The organism is Vibrio metoecus (assembly GCF_009665255.1).
GTDB lineage: Bacteria > Pseudomonadota > Gammaproteobacteria > Enterobacterales > Vibrionaceae > Vibrio > Vibrio metoecus_B.
Map to the genome: position 1 here is coordinate 1,582,000 of NZ_CP035686.1, position 25,319 is coordinate 1,607,318.

23 protein-coding genes are annotated in these 25,319 nt (G+C 47.3%); 18 read left to right on the forward strand and 5 right to left on the reverse strand.

All coding sequences use genetic code 11. The features are described 5' to 3' along the window. Nucleotide 1 precedes the first annotated feature (1 nt). The 6 genes from EPB59_RS07130 to EPB59_RS07155 all read left to right on the forward strand — a co-directional run bounded on the left by EPB59_RS07130 (nucleotide 2) and on the right by EPB59_RS07155 (nucleotide 6,651). Nucleotides 2-607 carry an aminodeoxychorismate/anthranilate synthase component II gene (locus tag EPB59_RS07130; protein ID WP_195706943.1) on the forward strand — a complete coding sequence of 202 codons (606 nt, stop codon included), beginning with the start codon at nucleotides 2-4 and terminating at the stop codon, nucleotides 605-607. A 20-nt stretch (nucleotides 608-627) separates the two neighbouring features. Continuing rightward, a complete protein-coding gene (gene trpD / locus EPB59_RS07135) occupies nucleotides 628-1,626 on the forward strand; it encodes an anthranilate phosphoribosyltransferase (RefSeq protein WP_001193368.1) in 999 nt (332 codons plus the stop codon). Nucleotides 1,627-1,631: 5 nt separating this feature from the next. Then, nucleotides 1,632-3,041 (forward strand): bifunctional indole-3-glycerol-phosphate synthase TrpC/phosphoribosylanthranilate isomerase TrpF, encoded by a 1,410-nt coding sequence (gene trpCF / locus EPB59_RS07140; RefSeq protein WP_154172069.1) that lies wholly within the window; start codon nucleotides 1,632-1,634, stop codon nucleotides 3,039-3,041. A gap of 40 nt (nucleotides 3,042-3,081) precedes the next feature. Beyond that, nucleotides 3,082-4,272: a tryptophan synthase subunit beta gene (gene trpB / locus EPB59_RS07145; RefSeq protein ID WP_033930861.1), complete on the forward strand. Its 1,191-nt coding sequence runs from the start codon at nucleotides 3,082-3,084 to the stop codon at nucleotides 4,270-4,272. Beyond that, entirely contained in the window at nucleotides 4,272-5,078 is an 807-nt protein-coding gene (gene trpA, locus EPB59_RS07150) for a tryptophan synthase subunit alpha (protein ID WP_055030982.1), read from the forward strand. Before trpB ends, trpA begins: the two co-directional genes overlap by 1 nt. A gap of 316 nt (nucleotides 5,079-5,394) precedes the next feature. Further along, nucleotides 5,395-6,651 carry a dicarboxylate/amino acid:cation symporter gene (locus tag EPB59_RS07155; protein WP_154172071.1) on the forward strand — a complete coding sequence of 419 codons (1,257 nt, stop codon included), beginning with the start codon at nucleotides 5,395-5,397 and terminating at the stop codon, nucleotides 6,649-6,651. A gap of 102 nt (nucleotides 6,652-6,753) precedes the next feature. On the opposite strand, the gene EPB59_RS07160 is transcribed toward EPB59_RS07155, so the two are convergent. Both EPB59_RS07160 and aspS read right to left on the reverse strand, forming a co-directional pair. After that, nucleotides 6,754-7,332 carry a thymidine kinase gene (locus EPB59_RS07160; RefSeq protein WP_055050578.1) on the reverse strand — a complete coding sequence of 193 codons (579 nt, stop codon included), beginning with the start codon at nucleotides 7,330-7,332 and terminating at the stop codon, nucleotides 6,754-6,756. Nucleotides 7,333-7,428: 96 nt separating this feature from the next. Continuing rightward, nucleotides 7,429-9,204, reverse strand: a complete 1,776-nt coding sequence (gene aspS, locus EPB59_RS07165; protein ID WP_154172073.1) for an aspartate--tRNA ligase — start codon at nucleotides 9,202-9,204, stop codon at nucleotides 7,429-7,431. 291 nt (nucleotides 9,205-9,495) lie between these two features. Between aspS and EPB59_RS07170 the strand changes: the two genes are divergently transcribed. The 6 genes from EPB59_RS07170 to EPB59_RS07195 all read left to right on the forward strand — a co-directional run bounded on the left by EPB59_RS07170 (nucleotide 9,496) and on the right by EPB59_RS07195 (nucleotide 15,672). Then, on the forward strand, nucleotides 9,496-10,365 hold the full coding sequence (locus tag EPB59_RS07170) for a DUF72 domain-containing protein (protein WP_154172075.1): 870 nt from the start codon (nucleotides 9,496-9,498) through the stop codon (nucleotides 10,363-10,365). 138 nt (nucleotides 10,366-10,503) lie between these two features. Then, nucleotides 10,504-11,232, forward strand: a complete 729-nt coding sequence (cmoA, locus tag EPB59_RS07175) for a carboxy-S-adenosyl-L-methionine synthase CmoA (RefSeq protein WP_002043690.1) — start codon at nucleotides 10,504-10,506, stop codon at nucleotides 11,230-11,232. Between the two features lie 111 nt (nucleotides 11,233-11,343). Continuing rightward, complete coding sequence (gene cmoB / locus EPB59_RS07180) at nucleotides 11,344-12,315, forward strand: tRNA 5-methoxyuridine(34)/uridine 5-oxyacetic acid(34) synthase CmoB (protein ID WP_000481528.1); 972 nt, start codon at nucleotides 11,344-11,346, stop codon at nucleotides 12,313-12,315. A 119-nt stretch (nucleotides 12,316-12,434) separates the two neighbouring features. Then, complete coding sequence (locus EPB59_RS07185) at nucleotides 12,435-13,169, forward strand: ATP-dependent zinc protease family protein (protein ID WP_154172077.1); 735 nt, start codon at nucleotides 12,435-12,437, stop codon at nucleotides 13,167-13,169. A gap of 8 nt (nucleotides 13,170-13,177) precedes the next feature. Then, on the forward strand, nucleotides 13,178-14,686 hold the full coding sequence (locus tag EPB59_RS07190) for an inactive transglutaminase family protein (protein ID WP_055050573.1): 1,509 nt from the start codon (nucleotides 13,178-13,180) through the stop codon (nucleotides 14,684-14,686). After that, on the forward strand, nucleotides 14,686-15,672 hold the full coding sequence (locus tag EPB59_RS07195) for an alpha-L-glutamate ligase-like protein (RefSeq protein ID WP_154172079.1): 987 nt from the start codon (nucleotides 14,686-14,688) through the stop codon (nucleotides 15,670-15,672). The genes EPB59_RS07190 and EPB59_RS07195 overlap by 1 nt, the downstream gene beginning before the upstream one ends. A gap of 90 nt (nucleotides 15,673-15,762) precedes the next feature. On the opposite strand, the gene serC is transcribed toward EPB59_RS07195, so the two are convergent. Both serC and EPB59_RS07205 read right to left on the reverse strand, forming a co-directional pair. Then, nucleotides 15,763-16,857, reverse strand: a complete 1,095-nt coding sequence (gene serC, locus EPB59_RS07200) for a 3-phosphoserine/phosphohydroxythreonine transaminase (RefSeq protein ID WP_195706944.1) — start codon at nucleotides 16,855-16,857, stop codon at nucleotides 15,763-15,765. A 121-nt stretch (nucleotides 16,858-16,978) separates the two neighbouring features. Then, the gene (locus EPB59_RS07205; protein ID WP_055050570.1) at nucleotides 16,979-18,244 is read right to left on the reverse strand and encodes a DUF945 family protein; all 1,266 of its coding nucleotides are present in this window, start codon (nucleotides 18,242-18,244) and stop codon (nucleotides 16,979-16,981) included. A 222-nt stretch (nucleotides 18,245-18,466) separates the two neighbouring features. Between EPB59_RS07205 and EPB59_RS07210 the strand changes: the two genes are divergently transcribed. The 3 genes from EPB59_RS07210 to EPB59_RS07220 all read left to right on the forward strand — a co-directional run bounded on the left by EPB59_RS07210 (nucleotide 18,467) and on the right by EPB59_RS07220 (nucleotide 21,654). Then, nucleotides 18,467-20,410 (forward strand): ATP-binding protein, encoded by a 1,944-nt coding sequence (locus EPB59_RS07210; protein ID WP_154172081.1) that lies wholly within the window; start codon nucleotides 18,467-18,469, stop codon nucleotides 20,408-20,410. Nucleotides 20,411-20,412: 2 nt separating this feature from the next. Further along, the gene (locus tag EPB59_RS07215; protein WP_055043814.1) at nucleotides 20,413-20,910 is read left to right on the forward strand and encodes a response regulator; all 498 of its coding nucleotides are present in this window, start codon (nucleotides 20,413-20,415) and stop codon (nucleotides 20,908-20,910) included. 189 nt (nucleotides 20,911-21,099) lie between these two features. Continuing rightward, entirely contained in the window at nucleotides 21,100-21,654 is a 555-nt protein-coding gene (locus EPB59_RS07220) for a hypothetical protein (protein WP_055050568.1), read from the forward strand. A 95-nt stretch (nucleotides 21,655-21,749) separates the two neighbouring features. On the opposite strand, the gene EPB59_RS07225 is transcribed toward EPB59_RS07220, so the two are convergent. Then, on the reverse strand, nucleotides 21,750-22,337 hold the full coding sequence (locus EPB59_RS07225) for a TfoX/Sxy family DNA transformation protein (RefSeq protein WP_055050567.1): 588 nt from the start codon (nucleotides 22,335-22,337) through the stop codon (nucleotides 21,750-21,752). Nucleotides 22,338-22,711: 374 nt separating this feature from the next. On the opposite strand from EPB59_RS07225, the gene EPB59_RS07230 reads away from it, so the two are divergent. From EPB59_RS07230 to EPB59_RS07240, 3 genes are all read left to right on the forward strand, one after another. Continuing rightward, nucleotides 22,712-23,632: an HDOD domain-containing protein gene (locus EPB59_RS07230; protein ID WP_195706945.1), complete on the forward strand. Its 921-nt coding sequence runs from the start codon at nucleotides 22,712-22,714 to the stop codon at nucleotides 23,630-23,632. 22 nt (nucleotides 23,633-23,654) lie between these two features. Next, on the forward strand, nucleotides 23,655-24,560 hold the full coding sequence (locus EPB59_RS07235; protein ID WP_055050853.1) for a lysine exporter LysO family protein: 906 nt from the start codon (nucleotides 23,655-23,657) through the stop codon (nucleotides 24,558-24,560). A 187-nt stretch (nucleotides 24,561-24,747) separates the two neighbouring features. Continuing rightward, nucleotides 24,748-25,257, forward strand: coding sequence for a hypothetical protein (locus tag EPB59_RS07240; protein ID WP_055050565.1), 510 nt, complete (start codon nucleotides 24,748-24,750; stop codon nucleotides 25,255-25,257). Nucleotides 25,258-25,319: the final 62 nt, after the last annotated feature.

Genomic DNA, 25,319 nt, shown 5'->3' on the forward strand with positions numbered 1-25,319 from the left:
CATGGCCAATATTCTGTTTATCGATAACTTTGACTCCTTCACTTATAACTTGGTGGATCAGTTTCGCTCACTCGGTCATGTCGTAACGATTTATCGCAACAACCTTTCTGCGGATGCTATCGAGCAAGCACTGCAGCAACTGGACAATCCTGTAGTTGTGTTATCCCCAGGGCCAGGTGCGCCGTCTGAAGCGGGCTGCATGCCAGACCTGCTGCAACGCCTGAAAGGCAAAGTTCCCGTGATTGGTATCTGCTTAGGGCATCAAGCGATTGTTGAGGCTTATGGTGGCGTGGTCGCAGGCGCGGGTGAAATCATCCACGGTAAAGTGTCGATGATGGAGCACCAAAACCACGCCATTTATCGCGGGCTACCCTCACCGCTGGCGATTGCGCGTTACCACTCGCTGGTCGCAACGCAAGTACCGGCAACACTGACCGTGACGGCAGAAGTGAATGGTTTGGTGATGTCGGTGGTTAATGAAGCTGACAAAGTGTGCGGCTTTCAATTTCACCCAGAATCGATCATGACCACCCACGGCGCTACCTTGCTGGCCAATGCCATTGATTGGGCATTGTCTGCAACACCAGCACAGACTCAATTCGCGTAACCGCACAGGGAGAGAATGTTATGCAAACCATTATTAATAAACTCTATGAACAGCAAGGGCTAACGCAAGCCGAGAGCCAACAGCTTTTCGACCAAATTATTCGCGGTGAAATGGATCCTGTATTGATGGCTGCGGTACTGACTGCGCTGAAAATCAAAGGCGAAACGCCAGATGAAATTGCTGGTGCGGCTAAAGCTCTGCTCGCCAACGCGAATCCGTTTCCGCGTCCTGATTATGACTTTGCCGATATCGTAGGTACCGGTGGCGATGGCTCAAACACCATCAACATCTCAACCACCGCGGCATTTGTCGCCGCAGCGTGTGGCGTGAAAGTCGCTAAACACGGTAACCGTGGGGTATCGAGCAAATCCGGCTCTTCCGATCTACTCAGCTCATTTGGGATCAACCTTGCCATGAGCGCGCAAGATTCGCGTCAAGCCTTGGATGATCTCGGTGTCGCTTTCTTGTTTGCCCCTCAGTATCACAGCGGTGTGCGCCATGCGATGCCGGTGCGTCAAACCATGAAAACTCGCACCATTTTCAACATCTTAGGCCCCCTGATTAACCCTGCTCGTCCCAATATTGAATTGATGGGGGTTTACAGCAAGGATTTGGTTCGTCCTATTGCGCAAACCATGTTACAAATGGGTCTGAAACGCGCAGCGGTGGTGCATGGTTCAGGTCTGGATGAAGTCGCGATTCATGGCGAAACGCAAGTGGCGGAAATTCGCCAAGGCGAATTGATTGAGTACACGCTCACCCCGGAAGATTTTGGTGTTAGCCGTTACCCACTGGATGCGATCCGTGGTGGAGAGCCAGAAGAGAATCGCGCCATCATCACCCAGATCCTAACGGGCAATGGTACAGCAGCACAAATGGCGGCAGTGGCAGTCAACGTTGCACTTCTGCTGCGTCTATTTGGTCAAGAAGATCTGAAAGCCAACACCCAACAAGCGATCGCCGTGATGAAATCGGGCCAAGCCTATGGATTGGTTCAGCAGTTAGCACAACGAGGTTAAGTAGAATGTCCGAGCAGTTGTCTGAGCATATTTCCGTACAAACCGCGCAAATGGCGCAAGTGCTGGTCAAAATCGTCAACGATAAATACCAATGGATTGAGGAGCGCAAAGCCAAGCAACCTCTTGCTAGCTTTCATCCATTACTGACTCGCTCCGAGCGCGATTTCTATCAAGCCTTGAGCGGCGATAACACCGTATTCATTCTCGAATGCAAAAAAGCCTCACCTTCAAAAGGGCTGATCCGTGAAGCGTTTGATCTCGATTACATCGCCTCCGTGTATGGCGAGTACGCCAATGCCATTTCGGTACTGACCGATGAAAAGTATTTCCAAGGTCGTTTTGAATTTTTGCCACAAGTGCGCGCTCAGGTGACTCAGCCTGTATTGTGCAAAGATTTTATGGTCGACCCGTATCAGGTATATCTGGCGCGCCATTATCAAGCGGATGCGATTTTGCTGATGCTGTCTGTGCTCAATGATGATCAATATCGTGAACTGGCCGCTGTGGCACACGACCTTGGTATGGGCGTGCTCACCGAAGTCAGCAACGAGCAAGAACTGGAACGTGCAATTGCTCTGCAAGCGAAAGTCATCGGCATCAATAACCGCAATCTGCGTGATTTGACCACCGACCTAAATCGCACCAAGCAGTTGGCACCGCTCATTCCACAAGGCACCATCATTATTTCCGAATCCGGCATTTACACCCATCAGCAGGTTCGTGATTTGGCTCAATTCGCCAATGGTTTCTTGATTGGTAGCTCGCTGATGGCGCAAAGCAATCTTGAACTGGCGGTGCGAAAAATTGTGCTCGGCGAACACAAGGTGTGCGGTTTGACTCATCCTGATGATGCGGTTAAAGCCTACCAAGCCGGTTCCGTTTTTGGTGGATTGATTTTTGTTGAGAAATCCAAACGCTTTGTGAATGTAGAACAAGCGCGCCTGACCATGAGCGGCGCACCGCTACAGTATGTCGGCGTGTTTCAAAATCACCCAGCAGCACAAGTCGCTGATATCGCGACCCAATTGGGCTTATTTGCGGTGCAACTGCACGGTGAGGAAGATTCTGCGTATGTAAGCGAACTACGCGCTTCCCTTCCAGAATCCATTGAAATTTGGAAAGCGTATGGCGTGAGTGATGCCTTACCTGAGCTACTACCAGAGCACATCGATCGACATCTGCTCGATGCCAAAGTCGGCGAACAGAGTGGCGGCACAGGACACAGTTTTGATTGGCGCTTGCTGCCAAAACATAGCGACCTGATGCTCGCCGGTGGATTGAGCGCCGAGAATGTCGCCCAAGCGGCGCAACTTGGCTGCCGCGGACTGGATTTCAACTCTGGCGTGGAAAGCGCTCCGGGTAAAAAAGACGCCAACCAGTTACAACAGGTTTTCCAACAGTTACGGAATTATTAGATTATCAGCATGGCAACATGCATAAGAAAGGAATGTAAGCATGGCTAAATTAAACGCCTATTTTGGCGAATTCGGTGGGCAGTTTGTGCCACAAATTTTGGTTCCGGCACTCGATCAACTGGAACAAGCTTTTATTGATGCCCAGCAGGATGATGTTTTTCGCGCTGAATTTATGAGCCTACTGCAAGAGTACGCAGGTCGCCCCACGGCGCTGACGCTGACGCAAAACATCACCAAAGGCACCAAAACCAAACTCTATTTGAAGCGTGAAGATCTGCTGCACGGCGGCGCGCACAAAACCAACCAAGTACTTGGCCAAGCCCTGCTAGCAAAACGCATGGGCAAACATGAAATCATCGCCGAAACTGGTGCGGGGCAACACGGTGTGGCGACGGCATTAGCCTGTGCGCTGCTTGGCCTAAAGTGCCGCGTGTACATGGGTGCGAAAGACGTTGAGCGCCAAAGCCCGAACGTGTTCCGTATGCGCTTGATGGGCGCAACCGTGATTCCGGTTCATTCAGGGTCAGCAACGCTAAAAGATGCCTGTAACGAAGCGCTGCGTGACTGGTCTGGTAGCTACGAAACCGCGCATTATCTGCTCGGCACTGCGGCGGGCCCTCACCCGTTCCCAACCATTGTGCGTGAATTCCAACGCATTATTGGCGAAGAAACCAAAAACCAAATCCTTGCTCGTGAAGGTCGTTTGCCCGATGCGGTGATCGCCTGTGTCGGCGGTGGTTCAAACGCGATTGGCATGTTTGCTGATTTCATCGAAGAGGAATCGGTACGTTTGATCGGTATTGAGCCAGCTGGTAAAGGCATTGATACCCACCAACATGGCGCGCCACTTAAACACGGTAAAACTGGTATCTTCTTCGGCATGAAAGCACCGTTGATGCAAGATGAACATGGTCAAGTGGAAGAGTCTTACTCTGTCTCTGCGGGGCTGGATTTCCCATCGGTGGGGCCACAGCATGCTTACCTGAATGCCATTGGCCGCGCCGAATACGAAAGCATTACCGATGATGAAGCACTTGATGCGTTCCAAGCGTTGGCACGTAACGAAGGCATCATCCCAGCACTGGAGTCTTCACACGCTCTCGCACATGCAATCAAAATGGCGTATGCCGAGCCAGACAAAGAGCAGTTGCTCGTGGTTAACCTTTCGGGCCGAGGTGATAAGGATATTTTCACCGTACACAAATTACTTGAAGACAAAGGAGCGTTGTAATGAACCGTTATCAAGCCCTATTTCAACGCCTGAGCGCTGCGCAGCAAGGCGCTTTCGTTCCTTTCGTAACCATTGGTGACCCAAACCCAGAGCAGTCACTCGCCATCATGCAAACTCTGATTGATGCAGGAGCAGATGCGCTTGAGCTTGGTATGCCGTTCTCAGATCCTCTGGCCGATGGCCCGACGATTCAAGGCGCGAACTTACGTGCATTAGCGGCGAAAACCACGCCAGATGTCTGTTTTGAGCTGATCGCGCAGATTCGTGAGCGCAACCCTGACACTCCGATTGGTTTACTGATGTATGCCAACTTGGTGTACGCACGCGGTATCGAAGATTTTTATCAACGCTGCCAAAAAGCTGGAGTGGATTCGGTGCTGATTGCGGATGTGCCTACCAATGAAAGCCAACCTTTTGTGGCGGCCGCAGAGAAGTTTGGTATTCAGCCGATCTTTATTGCGCCACCAACGGCCAGTGATGAAACCTTACGAGCAGTTGCTCAACTAGGCAAAGGCTACACCTACCTACTATCACGCGCTGGGGTGACTGGGGCAGAAACCAAAGCCAATATGCCAGTACATGCTTTACTTGAACGTCTGCAACAATTCGATGCGCCACCTGCGTTACTGGGTTTCGGTATTTCGGAGCCCGCTCAGGTCAAACAAGCAATTGAAGCCGGCGCAGCCGGTGCAATTTCAGGGTCTGCAGTAGTGAAAATCATTGAAACACATTTGGATAACCCTGCAAAACAGCTTACTGAGCTCGCAAACTTCACTCAAGCCATGAAGCAAGCAACACAAATTTAACTCATAGCTTAATTTGATGCGGCACTTCCACCACCGAAATGCCGCATCATTTCATTAACAATCCTTCAGCACGCAAAACACCAATAAACCCATACCAGCAACACAAACCCATTCACGAAACCAATAGCAAACGTTTTCCTTGCGGGTAAAAACGCCAAATCGCTCTCGTTTTATTCCGCTATTGAGAAATCGCTCGATGCGCTTATTGCTAAATGTAAACATTCCGTGTAAAAAGCAGGAGCAAAATTTTTGCCCATATAGTGATATGACACTAGTGGCTAACACTAGGAATTTACAATTTATTAGCACAGAGGTTATGGAAGTGTTAAAGACAAAGGGTTTACTAAACAACATCGGCGTACAAGTCGTGATCGCCATGCTCGCGGGTACTGCCGTGGGTGCAGCAATGGGCCACGATGCCACACTATTTGCCCCACTAGGTGCAATTTTTATTAATCTGATCAAAATGCTGGTCATCCCTCTAGTTGCTGTGGCACTAATTTCTGGTGCGGCAGGTCTGGGTGATAGCCATGCCGCGGGCAAGGTCGGCGCCGTTACACTCAGTTACTTCGCGCTTACATCTGCAGCAGCCGTTGCTCTAGCATTGATCATGGGTGAACTATTCCAACCGGGTGTTGGTGTTGATGTTTCTGGCGTTGAGAGCATGTTCTCAGCAGAATACGCAGCGCAAGGTGAGCTCCCCACTTTCTGGGCAACCATTATTGGTATGATCCCAACCAACGTTTTCCAGTCACTGAACGAAGCTAACATCCTGCAGATCTTGGTTTTCTGTCTGTTTTTAGGCATTGCGATTTCTAAGCAAGCCAAAGAAAAACGTGACCCAGTGATCAACGCGGTGAACACCATTGTTGATGCCATGGTGTGGATGATCAATAAAGTGATGCTGATTGCACCTATTGGTGTATTTGGCTTAATGGCCGATGCCGTGGGTACTTTCGGTTTCAGCGCACTGATGGTGGTGTTTAAGCTGTTTGTCGTTTACGTAGCAGCGATTGCGATTTTTGGCTTTGTGGCTTACCCAGTCATGATCCAACTGTTCAGCAAAACATCGGCGAAAAAGTTCATTCAAGCAATGAAAAAGCCACAAGCGGTTGCACTGTCTACTGCCTCTTCTATGGCGACACTGCCTGTCACTATGGATACGGTGAAAAACGATCTGGGTGTGCGCAACTCAACGGCTTCTTTCGTACTGCCTTTGGGCGCGACCATCAACATGTCAGGTAACGCGATCTACTACGGTCTGGTGGCTATCTTCTTTGCTCAGCTGTTCAATATTGAACTCAGCATGGGCGCTTACATTGCAATCATCGTGACGGCGACTTTGGGTGCGGTTGGTCAAGCGGGTGTTCCGGGGCCTTCATTCCTTGTGGTGGCGGTTCTGCTCTCTGCTGGTATTCCTATTGAAGGTCTACCACTGCTGTTTGCACTGGATCGTATCTTCGACATGATCCGTACTGCGCTCAACATTACCGGCGATGCGGCTTGTGCCGTGATTGTGGATTCGATGATCACTGAGGAAGCGGCGGCTGAGCTGGAAAAACGTGAAGCCTAATCGCTGATCATTATCATTCATAAAAAAAGCCAGACATTATCCGTCTGGCTTTTTTCTTTACTCAGTCACGGGTCATGGTAACCAGTGAGAAGATGAATCCACTTAGCGACCCAACGCCTCTTTATAGTGCTGGCGGCATACCGAAACATATTTATCGTTGCCTCCAATCGCCACCTGATCTCCTTCGCTGATGGCGTTGCCATGTTCATCAGTACGGATCACCATGTTGGCTTTGCGGCCACAGTGACAAATGGTTTTCAGCTCAATCAGTTTATCCGCCCATGAGAGTAGATATTTACTGCCTTCAAACAGCTCACCAAGGAAATCGGTACGTAAGCCGTAACACAGCACAGGGATATCCAGTTTATCCACCACTTCGGTCAGTTGGTAAACCTGCTCTTTAGAGAGAAACTGGCACTCATCCATCAAAATACAGTGACGAGGTTCAGCCTCATGTAATTTTGCGATCATATGCAACAGATCGGTATCTGCATGGAAAAGGTGTGCTTCGGCCTCAAGGCCAATCCGAGAACTCACTTTGCCAACACCAAAACGATCGTCGATCGCGGCGGTAAAAATCAGTGGATTCATGCCGCGTTCTTGGTAGTTAAACGCCGATTGCAATAAGGTAGTCGACTTACCCGCATTCATTGCCGAGTAATAAAAGTACATCTGAGCCAAAGAAGAAATCCTGTTTGTATCATTTTACTGTCTGCGCTCTCGTGCTGCGCAGGTTAAAAAAAAGGGTGGCTAATGCCACCCTTTGCAAGGCGTTGATTACGCTTTATCTTTCGTTGCAAGCTTGACCGCAATCGCCAGCTCTTCGAGAGCGGCTGGGTTCGCCAAACTTGGTGCATCGGTCATTAGACACGCGGCGGCTGTCGTTTTCGGGAAGGCAATGACATCACGGATGTTTTCCGTGCCGCACAGCAGCATCACCAGACGATCCAGACCAAATGCCAGACCTGCGTGTGGTGGGGTACCAAACTTCAGCGCATCGAGCAGGAAACCAAACTTGAGACGTTGCTCTTCTGGCGTGATACCCAGAATGTCAAATACAGCAGATTGCATTTCTGCGTTGTGGATACGGACTGAACCACCACCCACTTCGTAGCCGTTCAACACCATATCGTAAGCGTTTGACAGTGCTTCTTCTGGATTCGCTTTCAACTGCTCAGGCGTCAGGTTTAGTGGTGAAGTGAATGGGTGGTGCATTGCCGCCACGTTACCTTCGTCATCACCTTCGAACATAGGGAAATCAACAACCCACAGTGGAGCCCACGCAGATTCATTAGTAATACCCAACTCTTTACCCGCTTTCAGACGCAGTGCACCTAGAGCTTCAGCAACCACTTTGGCAGAGTCTGCACCGAACAGAATGATATCGCCAGTTTGTGCTTGAGTACGCTCGATGATGGCTTGGATTATCTCTTCAGTGAGGAATTTCGCCACTGGAGATTGAATACCTTCCATGCCCGCAGCCAAATCATTCACTTTCAGCCATGCCAAGCCTTTCGCACCGTAAATAGCCACAAATGCCGTGTACTCATCAATTTGTTTACGGGTCAGTGCTGCGCCACCTGGGATGCGCAGTGCAGCAACACGGCCTTTTGGATCATTCGCTGGACCAGAGAACACTTTAAAATCCACGTTTTTCAGCAGATCAGCAACGTCCACCAGCTCCATTGGGTTACGCAGATCTGGCTTGTCTGAGCCGAAACGACGCATCGCTTCGCTGTAAGGCATGATTGGGAAATCACCCAGATCCACATTCAGCAGTTCAAGCCACATTTCACGAATCATCTTTTCCGTCACAGCACGCACTTGTTCTGCGGTCATGAAAGACGTTTCGATATCGATCTGGGTAAATTCAGGTTGGCGGTCAGCACGCAAATCTTCGTCACGGAAACATTTTACGATTTGGTAGTAACGATCAAAGCCAGACATCATCAGTAGCTGTTTAAACAGCTGTGGTGATTGTGGCAGCGCGTAGAAACTGCCTTTGTGGACACGGCTTGGTACTAAGTAGTCACGCGCACCTTCTGGTGTCGCTTTGGTCAACACTGGGGTTTCGATATCAAGGAAACCGTGTGTATCCAAGAAACGGCGCACAAAGCTTGAGGCTTTCGCACGCAGTTTAATGCGGTCACTCATCTCTGGGCGACGCAGATCCAAGTAACGGTACTTAAGGCGTTGCTCTTCTGAGTTCTTTTGGTTGAAGTCGAGCGGCAGAACATCTGAACGGTTAATGATCTCAAGACCACGCGCCAACAGTTCAACTTCACCGGTCGCCATGTCTTTATTCACTTGGCTTTCTGGACGCGCACGAACTTCACCGGTCAGTTTGATACAGAATTCGCTACGCAGTTGGTTAGCCACAGCGAACACATCCGCCATATCGGGATCCACTACTACCTGAACAACACCTTCACGATCTCGCATATCAATGAAGATTAGACCGCCTAAATCACGACGGCGATTAACCCAGCCGCACAGCTCTACAGTTTGTCCTACCAAGGACTTGTTCAGGTGACCACAATAATGGCTACGCATAGTGAATTTCCCAATCTCAATTAGTCATCAAATTTAACGCTGAAAGGTCGTGGTGTGCTTAGCAGACTGCCATTTCAGCAAAGTTCCATTTATACGCCGAAAGGGATTTAAGATCGACCTTCCCACGTACAATTTGTTGTCTTTTCTTACCCCTTGCTGCTTTTTAACGCAATAATCCCGTCAACCGGAGATTAAAGGCTAACCAGAAGGGAAAAATAGGCGCTGATTATAGCGCTAAAATCTCGTATTCTTCAAAACTCTCGTGATGATGATTTAAGGAGCCCAGCCAGAGTGATGCCTTCTCTTCCCTTGCGACTCGGTTTAACCCTGTGGTCTCACCCTGCATGGCAGAGTGAGTTTTATGGCAGCGGCACACAAGCCTCTGAGCGCCTTGCGAAATACGCCAGCGTTTTTCACACCGTGGAGGGCAATACCACCTTTTACGCGTCGCCCTCGCCCAGTACCGTACTCAACTGGCGCGCCGCGACTCATGATGACTTTCGCTTCACCTTTAAGCTGCCGAAAAGCATTACCCACCAGCATTTACTGCGCGATTGCAAAGAAGAGCTGCTGAGCTTTTTGCGTTTAATGCAGCCCTTGCACGACCGAATTGGCATGTGGACCATTCAATTACCCGCTGCTTTTGGCCCTGAACATCTGGCGCAATTGAAAAACTTTAGAGACTGGTTTCCAGCCGATTTTCCACTGGGCGTAGAAGTACGTCATTTGGCCTTTTTTGGCAAAGGCGCAGCGGAAAAAGCGCTCCATCAATGGCTGATTGAGCAAAACATTGATCGCATCATTATGGACAGTCGCCCCGTTTTTTCGGCGCTACCGAATACCGAAGCGGTAATTGATGCGCAGCAGAAAAAACCGAAAGTGCCGGTGCATGCGATTGCCACCGCCAATCATCCGATGATCCGTTTTATCGGCCATCCTGAGATTGAGGCTAACCTACCCTTTTTCGGTGCTTGGCTCCATAAACTGCCCGAGTGGATTGCGCAAGGTAAGCAGCCTTATCTGATGATTCATACGCCAGATAATGATTTGGCACCTCAGCTCGCGGTGCAACTTTACCAGCAATTACAAAAGGCTATCGCGCTGCCTGACTTAGCCCCCTTTCCCGCCACACCAGAACAACCACAACTGAGCATGTTCTAAACCACAAGCACTATATACTTCTATTTCGCCTAAACACCACGTGTGTAATGACAGACGCTGCGATTTTTCATAAAATACGCGCCTTTTATTGAGCCTGTTCAGCTTGATCAGGAACAAGACGCTGCCATGAGGTCTGCTATGAACCCAAAAGATACTCTCTTTTCCGCACCCATCGATAAAATCGGTGATTTCACCTTTGACGAGCGCGTTGCTGAAGTCTTTCCAGACATGATCCAACGTTCGGTGCCGGGTTACAGCAATATCATCTCCGCGATTGGCATGCTGGCTGAGCGCTTTGTGAAGCCTCATTCCAAGATTTACGATTTAGGTTGCTCACTGGGTGCGGCTACGCTGTCGATGCGCCGCCATATCAAACAAGAAGGCTGCCAAATCATTGCGGTCGATAACTCAGCGGCCATGGTGGAACGCTGCAAGCTGCACCTCAACGCTTATCGCTCTGACACGCCAGTGCAAGTGATCGAAGCCGATATTCGTGACATCGCGATTGAAAATGCGTCTGTTGTGGTACTCAACTTTACCTTGCAGTTTCTCGCGCCGGATGATCGCTACGCACTACTGGAGAGAATCTACAACGGACTGCGTCCAGGTGGCATTTTGATCTTGTCGGAAAAATTTGTGTTTTCTGATCAAGAAGCGCACGAACTGTTGATCGATTTGCACCACGATTTCAAACGTGCCAACGGTTACAGTGAATTGGAAATTAGCCAAAAACGCAGCGCCATCGAGAATGTGATGCGCCCTGATTCAATCCAAGATCATAAAGAACGCTTTGCTAAGTTGGGATTCTCTAGCTTTGAAGTCTGGTTCCAGTGCTTTAACTTTGGCTCAATGTTCGCCATTAAGTAAATTGCTTATTTTGTTAACTATTTTTGTCATTTATCTTCATGTTAGCGACTCTCTGCGCCAAGCATGATCCTGAAGTCATGTGCAGAGAGCATAGTTTAGGTATTTAGCCCCATGTTCAACTTTGCCAACGTTTACCAACAGATCGCTCAACATCCGCAGTTACAGTTGTGGCTCAACACCCTGCCTCAGCAATTGACGGATTGGCAAGCTAAGCAGCACGGAGATCTCGATCGCTGGATGCGTAACCTCAAGAAAATTCCGGTCGGTCAACCGGAGGTGATTGATCTGAAAAACGCGGTAGCGGCACACAATCATGAGCCACTCGCGCAAGGTGAACAGAAGAAGCTGGAAGCGGTGCTCAAAACCTTCCATCCTTGGCGTAAAGGTCCTTACCATCTGCACGGCATTCATATTGATACCGAATGGCGCTCAGATTGGAAATGGGATCGCTTGCTGCCACACATCTCACCACTCAAAAACCGTTTGGTGCTCGATGTAGGTTGCGGTAACGGCTATCACATGTGGCGCATGTTAGGTGAAGGGGCGCAGCAAGTGTTTGGCATCGACCCTTCCGAGCTGTTTCTGATCCAGTTTGAAGCGGTGCGTAAACTGCTGGGTGATGACCAACGCATCCACTTGTTACCCCTTGGTATTGAACAAATGCCGGAGTTGAACGCCTTTGATACCGTGTTCAGCATGGGTGTGCTGTATCATCGTCGCTCTCCACTCGATCATCTGCTACAGCTGAAAAACCAGTTAACTTCTGGCGGTGAGTTAATTCTTGAAACCTTGGTGGTAGAAGGTGATGAAAATACTGTCTTAGTACCTTTTGATCGTTACGCCCAAATGCGCAACGTCTACTTCTTCCCTTCTGCGCTGGCTCTTAAAGTGTGGTTAGAAAAAACTGGGTTTGTCGATGTACGTATTGTCGATGAAAACACCACAACCCTTGGCGAGCAGCGAACTACTGAGTGGATGACGCACAATTCACTGCCCGATTACGTTGACCCACAAGACCCAAGCAAGACGGTTGAAGGTTATCCGGCGCCGCGTCGTGCCATTCTGATTGCTAAAAAGCCATAATTGACATAGTTTTAACTCGTTTATTCGGGTATCAAGTTACCCTTGACAAAGGATGCGCTAAGCATCCTTTGCTATAACTTATCTATACAATCACTCATTAGAAAATAATAAGGTCGCAAATGTTTAAGCGAATTGCACCCTTTGCCGCATTGAGTTTGCTTTCGGGCTGCGCACTCACCAATGGCGATGAATACCACCAAGCGACACTCGCCGCGATTCAAAATTCTGAAACCAACATGACCCAAAAAATGACCAATATAGAATCTCAGTTGGGTCTGCAAAATGATTATATCGAAAGCCTTGAACAGCAAATTACTGAGCTAAAAACTCAAGTCAGCCAAATTAAACTGCCGCCTCCCGCACCAAAACGTGTCGAGTCCGTAAAAATTCCTAATGAGCCTAGTGCAACACTGACTAAGCCCCGACATGATGTGGTCTTGGGTGAAATCGAAAGCGTTACCATCGATACCATCAAACAATCTTTTGACGCTCGCATTGATACTGGTGCAGCCACCTCTTCGCTCAACGCGATCGACATTGAAGAGTTTGAACGCAACGGCAAGAACTGGGTGCGTTTCCATCTCGCTGACGAGAAAAATCCCAAGACCGAAACCAACTGGATTGAAGCGCCTGTGCTACGTTATGTGCGTATTCGTCAATCCACCAACGAAAATACAGAACGTCGTGCCGTGGTTGAACTTTGGGTCAAACTTGGAGTGATTCATGAAAAAGCCCAGTTTACTCTTGCTGACCGTTCGCAAATGACACACCCCGTTCTACTCGGCCGCGAGTTTATCCGTGACATCGCGTTAGTCGATGTCAGTCGAAAATACATTCAGACCGAACAAAAATAGGCGAGCGAATGACTTCTAAAATTCCTTTTTATATTTCTGTCTTCCTGCTGTTTGTCACGGGTATTACGCTCAGTGTATTGCGTCACCAAGATTACGGTGTGCCTTGGACTCCCGGAGAAGCCCGTCAAGTATGGGATGTCGAAGCACGAATTGAATTTGCCGCGCAAGGCAAAGAGGCCAAAGTTTCATTGGCTGCGCCCCTCACGCAAGAAGGCTATACCCTGATCAATGAAACCGCGTCATCACCAGGCTATGGCATTTCTTACCTTAATACCGATTCAGGTCGTCGAATTGAATGGTCAATTCGTCAAGCCAGCGGCCCACAAACCATCTACTACAAAGCGCAATTCTTAGTGGATCCACAAGCGAAAGCGGTACAAATTCCACCGACACAAGAAATTGTCAAACCCACGTTTGATGGCCCTGAAGAGTCGGCGGCGATTGCTTTGATTGATCGAGCTGCGCAACGCTCTGCCGATCATGTCACCTTTACTCGTGAACTGATCAAAACGCTCAACGACACTGAAAGCCAAAACGCATCCCTGCTGCTGAACAAAATGAGCAAGGTGGAAACTACCCAAAAGCTGCTCTCCTACGCCCAAGTGCCGAATAAAGTGGTCGGCGTAATCCAGTTAGAAGATGGTCGCCGTCGTCAGTCGATTCAGCATATGAATGAAGTATGGAACGGCAGTGCTTGGATCCTGTTTAACCCAGAAACAGGCACACAACCGACTCACCCAGATTTGTTAGTATGGGATGAATCTAACGTTTCTCTGCTTGATGTCGTGGGTGGACAAAACAGCCAAGTCATGTTCAGTATGATTTCGCAAAAAGTCACACCACAACAAGCTACCGACAGCAAAGTCGAAGCCGATGGGTTACTGAATTTATCGATTCACAGCTTGCCACTTGAAGAACAAGCCATGTTCAAAACCATCATGCTGATCCCGATTGGGGCGCTGATTGTGGTGTTCTTACGGGTGATTATTGGCCTAAAAACCTCTGGGACTTTCATGCCAGTTCTGATTGCTGTGGCCTTTGTACAAACTCAACTCACCACCGGTATCATCGGTTTCTTATTGATTGTGGGAACGGGGCTTGTCATTCGTAGTTATTTATCAAAACTCAACCTATTGCTGGTGGCACGGATCTCTGCGGTCATCATCACAGTGATTTTGATCATCTCGGTCTTTACTGTCGTCGCGTTCAAAGTTGGTTTAACCGAAGGTTTAACCATCACTTTCTTCCCTATGATTATTTTGTCTTGGACGATTGAGCGGATGTCGATTCTGTGGGAAGAAGAAGGCGCCAAAGAAGTGCTGCTGCAAGGTGGTGGCTCTCTCTCGACTGCGGTACTCATCTATCTTGCGATGACCAACTCTTATGTACAGCACTTAACCTTTAATTTCATTGGATTACAACTGGTTGTTCTCGCTGCAATCCTACTATTAGGAACTTACACCGGTTATCGAATTTCTGAACTACGCCGCTTCAAACCATTGGTGGAGGAGAAGTAATGTGGTTCTCATTTTCGCTCTCTGATTACACCTCCCCTTTTAAGTTACGCCGCAAAGGGATCATGGGGATGAATAAGCGTAACCACGCTTATATCGGACGTTATAACGATCGTTCCAAGTATCCTTTAGTGGATGACAAGCTCAAAACCAAGCTGATCGCTCAACGAGCTGGGTGTACTGTTCCAAAGCTCATCGGAGTGATCAGCAATCAAGCCGAAGTGAAAAAAATCCACGAAATGGTCAAAAGCTGGCCGGGTTTTGTCATAAAACCCGCACGAGGCAGTGGTGGCAAAGGGATCTTAGTCGTGACCTCTCACCAAGATGGGATATACACCAAGCCTTCGGGATCAACCATGAACAAAGAGGACGTGGAACGCCACATCAGCAATGCGCTCGCCGGACTTTTCTCTCTGGGGGGGAAAAACGACGTCGCAGTAGTCGAAAACCTGATTCAGTTTGATGACTGTTTTGATGGTTTTAGCTACGAAGGGGTGCCAGATGTGCGCATTATTGTGTTTAAGGGCTACCCTGTAATGGCAATGATGCGGCTTTCCACTTCAGCCTCTGATGGTAAAGCCAACTTGCACCAAGGCGCAGTGGGCGTGGGGATTGATATTGCGACCGGTCAAGCTGTACGTGCGGTGCAATTTAATAAGCCGGTGACTCATCACCCAGATACGGGTAAAGAGCTTGCCACGTTAGTTGTACCCCACTGGGAAAGACTGCTCACACTAGCCGCCAGTGCATGGGAGATGACGGGGTTAGGTTACATTGGAACCGACATGGTGCTGGATAAAGAAGAAGGTCCAATGGTGTTAGAACTCAACGCGCGTCCCGGACTCGCGATTCAGATTGCTAATGGCGCAGGACTCTTGCCTCGTTTGCAGCACATTGAAAGTTTAGGCTCATCACTGATTTACCCAACCCCCGCAGAACGCGTGGCGTATTCAGTGCGTAAATTTGGCGTACATTCTATAACTGCTTAGAAATTCTGTTTTCTGCTGAGTCAAGTATGACAAAAGGCTTCCCGAGGGAAGCCTTTTTCGTTAGCTATGCAAGCCTCTATGACAGATGAATTACGCGTATTGCGTTTCGAACTCTTTCATAAAGTCGACAAGAGCCTGAACGCCTTCTAATGGCATCGCGTTATAGATAGAAGCACGCATACCACCAACCACACGATGGCCTTTTAGCGAGACTAAACCACGCGCTTCAGCCAGTTCTAAGAAGGTGTCATCTAACTCAGGTTTCGCGAGTTGGAATGGCACATTCATCAGCGAGCGGTTGTCTGGATGGATCTCGTTACGGTAGAAATCGGATGAATCAATGTAGCCATAAAGCAGCGCCGCTTTTGCACGGTTCACTTCTTCAATCGCTTTGACGCCACCTTGTGCTTTCAACCATTGGAAAACGAGGCCCGATAGATACCAAGCAAAGGTAGGTGGGGTGTTAAACATCGATTCTTGCTCAGCAAGAATTTTGTAATTCAGCACTCCCGGTAACAGATCGCTAGCCAAATCCAGCAAGTCATCACGGACGATCGCAATACAAATCCCCGCAGGGCCAATATTCTTCTGTGCGCCGGCGTAAATTACGCCGTACTTCGATACATCAATTTCACGCGACAAGATGGTCGAAGACATATCGGCAACGATTGGTTTGTCGGTTACAGGCAAATCGTTGATTTCAATTCCATCAATCGTTTCATTCGGGCAGAAGTGCACATAGGCAGCATTGTTCGCAATGCGCCATTCGCTCGCCGGCAATACGGCAATTTTGCCTTCTTTTTTGATTTTGGCGTCAAAAACATCGACAGTGCAGTATTTCTTCGCTTCTTTCACTGCGCTCATCGCCCAGTAGCCTGCATCAATGTACGTTGCCGTCTCCGCTTCACCTAATAAGTTCAATGGTACCGCGGCAAACTGCGCACGCGCTCCACCTTGGCAAAACAGCACTTTGTAATTAACTGGGATATTCAGAAGATCACGCAAATCGCGCTCGGCCTGCTCGGCAACTTGAATGAATGGCTTACTGCGGTGGCTGATTTCCATCACCGAAGTACCTAGGTGATTCCAGTTTACAAACTCAGCTTGTGCTTGCTGCATCACGGCTTTAGGTAACGCCGCTGGACCTGCACTAAAGTTATAAACCGTATCGGTGTTGTGCTCCATGTGTTCTTTGCTCCTGCTAACGAAAAGTGTTGTGATTAATACCACTTTTTTTATCAGATAAAAAGCAAGAAAAGAGACCTTACGGCCTCTTTTCTTGAGCAAAATACAACAAAATGACAGGTTAGCCTTGCGACATCATTAACGGCATTAACAACATCACGAGAGGCATGGTTTTTCCACTCGGGAAAACCACATTGCCTTCTTTAATTTCAGCTTCCAGCGTGTAGCCTTTGTCATCTTTTGTCATCATCTCCATCATCATCAACTGGTCAATACCTTGTTGAATGAACGGGAAAGCCTCCACCAATTGGTGAGAAATGAATGTTTTCGTTTGACCGGTTAACGCAGGAACGATCGCCATCGGATCTTGTAAAAGATTCTGCGTACCTTCCGGAACCGCAAAACGCCAGTTAGAAGCAAACTCGCCCCCTGCAATGTTGGCCGCAAATTTATCGATAGCCACAAAGAAACCTTTACTAAACAGCGCCTCCACTTGTGGCAGAATCTGTTCAATATCTTTGTCCGTCATTTCTGGAGAGCCTTGATAAAGCGCAGAAAGAGCTTTGGTCGCCGTAGCATCTAAATCACCGAGCGTAAAATCTAACGCAAAGTCTTTAAACTCGCCGTCACTGTATTTGGCATTCGCAACCTTCATTTGATGCGCCGTGGTAAAACGAGTTTGCGAGCCATCAAGTCCAGAAGTGAAATGGTAGCTAAAGCCATCCATATCAAACTCAGAATGACCCGCTTGACTCACACTCAGTTTATCCAGTTTGAAATTTTGCGCCCCTAGCCACAGGCCATCACTCTCTTTACCTTGCCCCTCTCCAGAAATTTGGCTAAGCACCATTTGTGCTTGGTTTTCAAAATCCAAGATGGTTTTAGGCATATTGAGTTGGAAGGTCATTTCACCCAATGTTGTGATAGAACCCGACATTTGTGCAGGCTCAACCGTTACCGTAATTGGCTCTTCACCTTGGAATACATAATTCCACTGATCCAATTTAACGGTGTAATCGGTATTTCCATTTAGATGGGTATTAGACAAAATCTGCAACGGGAATTGCGGGAATTGTGGCAATGTCGATACGGCAGAAACCCCCGTCAGACCATGACTTAATTGACTATCCACTAGGATTTCGGTCGGGATCCCTTCCGCTTGCAATTGAGCCACAATCGCAGGGTCTGTGATACGGTAACGCGTCTGCATTTGCGACGATAAATAGCCACGTTGGTAATTAACCAATTCTGCTGTGGTTGAGGCGCTTTTAAAATTGTTAATACCATCCGTTATCGCGGACTCTCCAATTTGTCCTACCGCGAGCGGCCAGCATAAACCAAGCGCAACTGCCCCACCCACTGCACCGATAATTTTTATTGATTTCATAGTCGAATATTTCCTTGGGATTGAGTTTAATTAGTTTAGGGGACGAAAGTCGTACAAGATACAAATAATTGTCAACATTTGCGCAAACAGCGGGAAAAGTATGAAATAAATCAGAGTATTGAATTGCAACACTTTTGATTAGGAATTCTCCAACCCTGCTCCCACTTCATCAGCGACATCCCTGCTAAAGTAACGGCGTGAACCCTTGCCAGAGAAAAGGTTGTGAATCGCTACGCCCTGCTCATTTTAGATAACAACCCGGTCAGCATTGAACAATGGCGTCAAGAGCTAGCGGGTTTTGCCAATAAATTCGATCTCTGCAGTGCAGAATCCATCGAAGAAGCTCAACAATGGTTAGAGTTTATTGAACAACATGAGCAGATCGTCGCTCTCGTCATCGCCAGCCACCATGAAGCACTCAACGGTGCCGAGTTTTTAATCCGATTGGATAAAATTTCCCACACTCGTTACGCACGTAAAGTTCTGGTTAGCTGCGGGCAAGATATCCAAGCCATTCTCAACGCCGTTAACGAAGGCCGTTTAGATTACTGCCTGACTAAGCCATTGCAGGATCATGTTTTACGTAAAACCGCACTACAAGAGCTGACCTCCTTTGTGTTAGAGCACGACAAAGACAATATACTTAGCTACAGCACAGTGTTGGATCAACAACGCCTACTGCGTGCACACATTGATTATAAAATGCGTAGCTACAGTGAAGGCTTCATCACCGATTACCACCGACTCTCCGACAGTGAATTAGCCGAAAAAGTGATTGGGGCTTTGTACCAATTCTTTGATGAAAAAGATGAAACACAGGCCTGCCGAACCTATTCAGCACAACATTTGCTCACCCAAGAAGGCGAACCGAACCGGTTTTTATGGTTTATTACGGAAGGAGAAGTCGCGCTCTACAAAAAAGATGACCTTGGCCAACAACGTGAAGTGGTACGCCATAAAAAGGGCAATATTGTTGGAGGGATGTCATTTGTCACTGGTGAGCCCTCCTTTTCTACCGCGATAACCTTAACCAAAACTGAAGTGATTAAACTCGATCGCGATGTGTTTACCAAGGTGATGCATAACGATACTAGCTTACTGCCACTGTTTACCAACCTACTGCTGCGCCACTTTAACCGGCGTTTACAACGCAGTATCACCACCAAACTGGAACTGCAAAAAACCCTCGATTCTCTTGAATCAGCACATCAACAACTCATGGAACGCGAGAAAATGGCCATGCTAGGCCAACTGGTCGCAGGGGTCGCACACGAACTCAATAATCCGGTGGCGGCCATTTTGAGAGGTACGGAAACCCTCTCTTCGCATATTCGTCTTCTTATTGAAGGAGAAGATCGAGCAGACACAGAGCAGCTCGGTGCACAATTGCTTTACCAATCCATGCAAGCCAAACCGATCTCAACCTCGGAAGAGCGGGGCAAAGCGAAACAATTAGAAGAGCTCATTCATCATCGTTTGATGGCAAAAAAGATGGTCAAGCTCGGCCTTGATAATGACGAAGCGATGATTCAGCTTGCCAGAAGCAGCCCTGAAACCGCCCAAAAACAACTCGAACAATTAGAAAGTTACCATATTACCGGCAGCACACTGCGCTCAATTCAAGTTTGCGCACAACGCATCGCAGATATGGTGAAAAGCCTTAAAGGCTATGCGCGTCCCGACGATGAAACTTATCGATTAGTCGATATTCATGAAGGCATCGAAGACACTCTGGTCATTTTCGAAAATCGTCTAAAGCGGCATAAAGTAGAAAAAGAGTACGCCCCACTGCCTTTCATTTATTGTTTACCTATCGCTTTGCAGCAAGTCTGGACCAACCTCATTTCGAATGCGATTGATGCATTTCCGGAGCATGGCGTATTACGTATAGAGACTCAGCAACAACAGCATCAAAATATCGATTATGCCGTCGTTCGCTTTACTGATAATGGTTGTGGTATTCCAGACCAGCTTAAAGAACAGATATTCGCCCTCAATTACACCACTAAACGAGAAGGTAATTTTGGTCTTGGCATTGGGCTTTCTGTATGCCAGCAGATCATTCTGCAACATCAAGGATGGATTGAAGTCGAATCCGAACCCAATCTCTACACCACCATGACAGTGTGGCTACCGCTCGATGCATCCACGGTAACAAGGAGCTAATGATGAATAAATACCTGATTTTATGTGTAGATGATGAACGAGAAGTGCTCGACAGTGTCGTGCAAGATCTCGATTGTTTTGAAGAGCATTTCATTATTGAAGCGGCCGAGTCGGTTGCGGAAGCGAAATCCGTGATTGAGGATTATCGCCAAGAGGCGATCCCCCTCGCTCTCATCCTGTGCGATCACATCATGCCGGAGCAGACTGGAATCCAATTTCTGATTGAACTCAACCAAGACAGCGATACAGCCAAAACACGCAAAATGCTGCTTACTGGCCAAGCGGGACTGGAAGATACCGTTCAAGCGGTTAACCATGCCAGTTTACACTTTTATATTGCTAAACCCTGGCACGGTGAACAATTACGTCAGGTGGTAAAAGAACAACTGACCCAATACGTCATTGAAAATACTGATGACTTAATGCCTTGGATTCAAATCTTAGATGCAGAAAAAATTCTGAATGCGATCTCAGCCAAAAGAATGAGCTTTGGTGAGTAGCAATCTGGCATTTAACTTGCTTAAAATTCATATCAACGACAAAACTCTGACATTTTTTGATAGTAGCTTGATACATCAATGCCTTATGATGTCAACCATGAGCCCGGAGTCGATTTTATGGCTTCAGTCACTGTGGATTTACAGGCAGTGGCCTTGGAATTAATCAGAAGATATAGGTTTATCTTAATTATGCGTAAAACAATCATTGCAACTGCACTACTTCTTACCGCGGGTTCAGCATTCGCTGTTGACGGTAATAATAATGATAGCCGTACCGTAATGAGCAACTTTAGCTATGACTACGTAGAAGCGCGCATCGGCGCTAGCCCGGTTACTTTTGGTGCTGCGATGAGCCGTTCTATACACCCTAATGCTCATGCTATTGCTCGTATCGACTCTGAATTTGAGAGTGACTATGACGTTGCCGCCGGATTTGGCTTCCATGCACCAGTCAATAACTGGGCGGATTTGACGGGTGAAATGCTATTTCGTTTAGTGGATAACCGCAAACGTTCAAGCGCCGATACTGGCATGGAACTGAATGTTGGTATTCGCCAATGGTTAGGCCCTCAACTCGAAGTCGGTGGCAAGGCAGGTTATGTGTCTATCGACAACAACGATGATTGGTTAGGCTCAGTGTATGCACGTTTCCATTCTACCGAACTCTTTTCTCTCGGTGCCGAAGCTCGCTTTAATGACTTTTATGACGACCAGTTGATGTTTACTGCGCGCTTTAACTTCTAAGTTTTTAGATAACACTCTGATATGAATAAAGAAGCCGGGGTCGCCCGGCTTCTTTATTCGACTTGTTCGTTATTGGATTCGTTTAGCGACGTACTCTAACGTTGCTGACAGCTTTCAAGTAGCTGACGCTTGCGTGGCTCTTGTAATAACTTCCAATGGATCCCTTCAATAGCACCTGCAAATTTCCACAGCAGTTTGACATCCACATCACTACCGTAAGCTTGACGGACTTTATTAAACACTTCAGGAGCACCCATGCTCATGAAGGTTTCAACATCATCAATACCCGCTTTTTTCACCATACGCTCTAAAGTGAGCTGCATATTGGGCAGATCACGCAAACGACGGCTCGCAGCTGAACGTTGAAACTCTCGCTGATTCACCGAAAACTGGATGGAACGTTCGATGATGGAGTCTAATTCAGGATGATGTTGTTCATATAAATCAGTGATGTCGTAATAGTTTACCGTTGCTGTCGTCTGCTTCTTAACATGGCGATATTTTTCACATCCCAAAGCAATCAGTTCAGGATCAAGTTCTTCGCCACCACGGACAAAAATTCGATCTTCACTGACTAATACGTACATTGCATCATGTTGAAACAAACCAATCCCACCAAACATCGAGCGTTTTTGGTAGGCGCCAAACTTGTTTACGTAATCGAAAAACTGTTGCTCATTCATATCCATTGATCCTTTAATCATATTCCCCGATTAAGGAAGATCACCAGATAGCAGCAATAAAGCGAAAAAATGAAATTGGTAGCAAGTCTATTCAATCGTTAGCATGAGCTTGCTTATTTTATGTGGTTAATGATAGTTAACGATGAAAAATAAGTCCGGACTTATCTCACACCCGTGCAATCATTTTGCGCCACATTATGAGACAAGTATCACAGCGTCAATTTTTTGTTGTCTGGAATGATTAAACCTCGTTTACTAAATCGCTCAATAGTTCAACGAAAAAACTAGCACACTCTCCAAAACGTGTGGAACCGTTTGCTTATTTAGTTTAGCGATAGTTAAAATGCGCTTAACTTTGCTTGATCGTGTATTTTATGAGTCATCTATCTTTTTACTGGCTACCAGAAACTAAACATAAACTCATCCAAGGATTGGAAAGTGAATTTGCGCAATTGGTCGAGCTTTCTATCAGTACCGGAAAAATATCCCTTCCCCCTATCTCGGATGTCGTTCTCAAAATTCAGCGTCTGTGCTTGAAGGAGTCCACCTCCATTACCGATGTAGCAGACTGCTTGATTGAAGATCCTGGCCTTTCAGCCACTGTTATTCGTGTCGCTAATTCCGTTGTCTTTAACCGACGCAACATTACCTGTACCGATATTGTCACCGCCGTTTCTCGGCTAGGCATTTTAAGGGTTCGTGATATCGTCACCGCACAAGCTATTGAGCAGTTAAAGCACGCTGTCAATCTCAGCAAAGAGTGCAACCGAATACTGGTTAAAAGTGCAACGATTTCGCGGGAACTAGGAGCAACCATGCTGTTAGTGACACAAACGTTTAAATGTGTCGATGCGAAAAAATATCACTATCTTGAACTAGAAAAGGCCTTACTGGTGGGGTTACTCGCCGATATTGGGCTGTTTTGTTTGGTCAATGAGTACCACTTATATCTGCAAAATGGGAACTATTTGGATCCCGATATTGCGTTGCACATCTTCCAATCGCAGTGCTCCTCAATCAGTCAGTTAGTGTTGCGCCATTGGGGATTTGATAACGACTTTTTAGAAGTATCCTGCAACTGCGAATTAGTCGCCACTCGTCCAGAAGTGAGTTATCTGGATATCGCACGTATTGCACATCACCTACTTATGTTTAGAAAGCAGGATGAGGCAATTGACGACCACGATGTCGAAATCAACTCTGAAGGTGCTGAAGTGCTTTACAAACTCAGTAATTTGAGTGAATTGGAATTTAAAAGTAAGCTGAGCGATGTAATCAGTGCCAGTGGCATCTGAACAAGCCAGCCATGAGGATGTTATGCTGTCAGGGATGATCTTTATTTTTTTACCACTTGTTGTCGGTTATCTATTCACTATTCATAACCCGTCTCACCTTCAACGCTTAAGCCGTGCAACCTCAAATTTGGTGTACGTGATTTTATTCTTAATGGGCTTAAGCTTAGCGGGGTTGGATAACCTGCAAAGCAATCTACAAACCATTGTTCAATATACTGCGGTGTTTTTTATCCTCTTAGGCGCTTGTAATCTGATGGCGTTACCTTTGGTTGATCGCTATCTTCCGCTGAAAACGGATACCACTCACAAAAAGCTCCCGTTATCTAGCATGATGCTAGAGTCTGCTAAGCTTATTCTTGTCGTCGGTGCGGGGTTGGCAGTAGGCGTGATATTGGATCAAGACTTACATTGGGTTGAATCCGCCAGCGGTTGGATTCTGTTTCTCCTACTGTTTTTTATCGGTATCCAACTGCGCAATAGCGGCTTGTCGCTCAAGCAAATCCTGCTCAACAAACATGGTATGGTGATCGCAGCGATCATTATTTCAACCAGCTGGTTAGGAGGAATGGTGGCCGCTTGGGTTTTAGATATGCCGATCTATCAAGCTCTAGCCATGGCATCAGGCTTTGGTTGGTACTCTTTAGCAGGCATTTTGGTTGGTGAAGCGTTCGGTCCTGTGTTAGGTGGCGCCTCCTTTATGATTGAGTTGCTACGCGAACTGGTTGCCTTGGTTCTTATCCCGATGTTGATTCGCCGTCATCCTTGCACTGCCATTGGATATGCAGGCGCAACAGCAATGGACTTTACCTTACCCGTCATTCAAACCACAGGAGGCGTAAAGTGTGTCCCTGTCGCCATCGTCAGTGGTTTCATTCTCAGCCTGTTGGTACCGGTTTTAATCCTATTCTTTGTTTCTCTTGCAAGCTAGATCTCAAGATTTCCTGAGTGTCTCATTTACAATGTTTCGCTTTGAGATTTACAATTTAGCAAACAATGTATTAACCAAACATTCTCAAACGATCGGTTTAGCGCACGAGGTCGTTTGGGAGTAATACTTTATTTCAGTGAAGTCCCATCGGAACTAACCAACTATAACAATTCAAAAAGGAAAGATTATGAAACGCCTGAGCACTGCTTTACTCATGTCAGTCATCTCAGTCTCTGCCTACGCAGATAATGCTTGCCTAAGTCAAAAATACGACGCCTACATCGACGCCTCTCTTAATTGGTATAGCGATCTTACGAAGCTCACAAGCGATCAGTACCCAGAATTAACCGAAGTCAGTCAATGGTTCTTAGAAGGCAGACAACATCATTTCGCATTGAATCGAGCAGCCGTACATTACTACTTACAACACGATCCTTCCAAGGTTGAGACTGCTCAGCACGTAGAATCTTGGTTAAAGCTAGAACAGCAAGAGATTAAGCAGCTAGCAACCCGCAGTGATGAACTCGGCAAGCTAGCGAGTGTCACTTTTGCGGATCGACAAGCCGCACCACATTCGCAAAATTATGAATTACGCTCAGCGCTTGCTGATCTACTCAGCCACCCTAAACAAATTGAATCGGCATTAAATCGATATAACCAAGCGATCGAAAAAGTCGAAGCGATTGAATGCCCTTAAGCACTCGCGAATGCAATCAAGGCTTTCCGAATTAAGACGGGACATTGCTCCCGTTTTGAATT

Coding starts and splice junctions, on each gene's coding strand:
- EPB59_RS07205 (WP_055050570.1), bottom strand. CDS start 18,244: ATGAAATCAATAAAAATTATCGGTGCAGTGGGTGGGGCAGTTGCGCTT.
- trpA (WP_055030982.1), top strand. CDS start 4,272: ATGAACCGTTATCAAGCCCTATTTCAACGCCTGAGCGCTGCGCAGCAA.
- EPB59_RS07155 (WP_154172071.1), top strand. CDS start 5,395: ATGGAAGTGTTAAAGACAAAGGGTTTACTAAACAACATCGGCGTACAA.
- EPB59_RS07235 (WP_055050853.1), top strand. CDS start 23,655: ATGCTGTCAGGGATGATCTTTATTTTTTTACCACTTGTTGTCGGTTAT.
- aspS (WP_154172073.1), bottom strand. CDS start 9,204: ATGCGTAGCCATTATTGTGGTCACCTGAACAAGTCCTTGGTAGGACAA.
- trpB (WP_033930861.1), top strand. CDS start 3,082: ATGGCTAAATTAAACGCCTATTTTGGCGAATTCGGTGGGCAGTTTGTG.
- EPB59_RS07190 (WP_055050573.1), top strand. CDS start 13,178: ATGACTTCTAAAATTCCTTTTTATATTTCTGTCTTCCTGCTGTTTGTC.
- trpCF (WP_154172069.1), top strand. CDS start 1,632: ATGTCCGAGCAGTTGTCTGAGCATATTTCCGTACAAACCGCGCAAATG.
- cmoA (WP_002043690.1), top strand. CDS start 10,504: ATGAACCCAAAAGATACTCTCTTTTCCGCACCCATCGATAAAATCGGT.
- EPB59_RS07195 (WP_154172079.1), top strand. CDS start 14,686: ATGTGGTTCTCATTTTCGCTCTCTGATTACACCTCCCCTTTTAAGTTA.
- serC (WP_195706944.1), bottom strand. CDS start 16,857: ATGGAGCACAACACCGATACGGTTTATAACTTTAGTGCAGGTCCAGCG.
- trpD (WP_001193368.1), top strand. CDS start 628: ATGCAAACCATTATTAATAAACTCTATGAACAGCAAGGGCTAACGCAA.
- cmoB (WP_000481528.1), top strand. CDS start 11,344: ATGTTCAACTTTGCCAACGTTTACCAACAGATCGCTCAACATCCGCAG.
- EPB59_RS07185 (WP_154172077.1), top strand. CDS start 12,435: ATGTTTAAGCGAATTGCACCCTTTGCCGCATTGAGTTTGCTTTCGGGC.
- EPB59_RS07215 (WP_055043814.1), top strand. CDS start 20,413: ATGAATAAATACCTGATTTTATGTGTAGATGATGAACGAGAAGTGCTC.
- EPB59_RS07130 (WP_195706943.1), top strand. CDS start 2: ATGGCCAATATTCTGTTTATCGATAACTTTGACTCCTTCACTTATAAC.
- EPB59_RS07220 (WP_055050568.1), top strand. CDS start 21,100: ATGCGTAAAACAATCATTGCAACTGCACTACTTCTTACCGCGGGTTCA.
- EPB59_RS07225 (WP_055050567.1), bottom strand. CDS start 22,337: ATGAATGAGCAACAGTTTTTCGATTACGTAAACAAGTTTGGCGCCTAC.
- EPB59_RS07240 (WP_055050565.1), top strand. CDS start 24,748: ATGAAACGCCTGAGCACTGCTTTACTCATGTCAGTCATCTCAGTCTCT.
- EPB59_RS07230 (WP_195706945.1), top strand. CDS start 22,712: ATGAGTCATCTATCTTTTTACTGGCTACCAGAAACTAAACATAAACTC.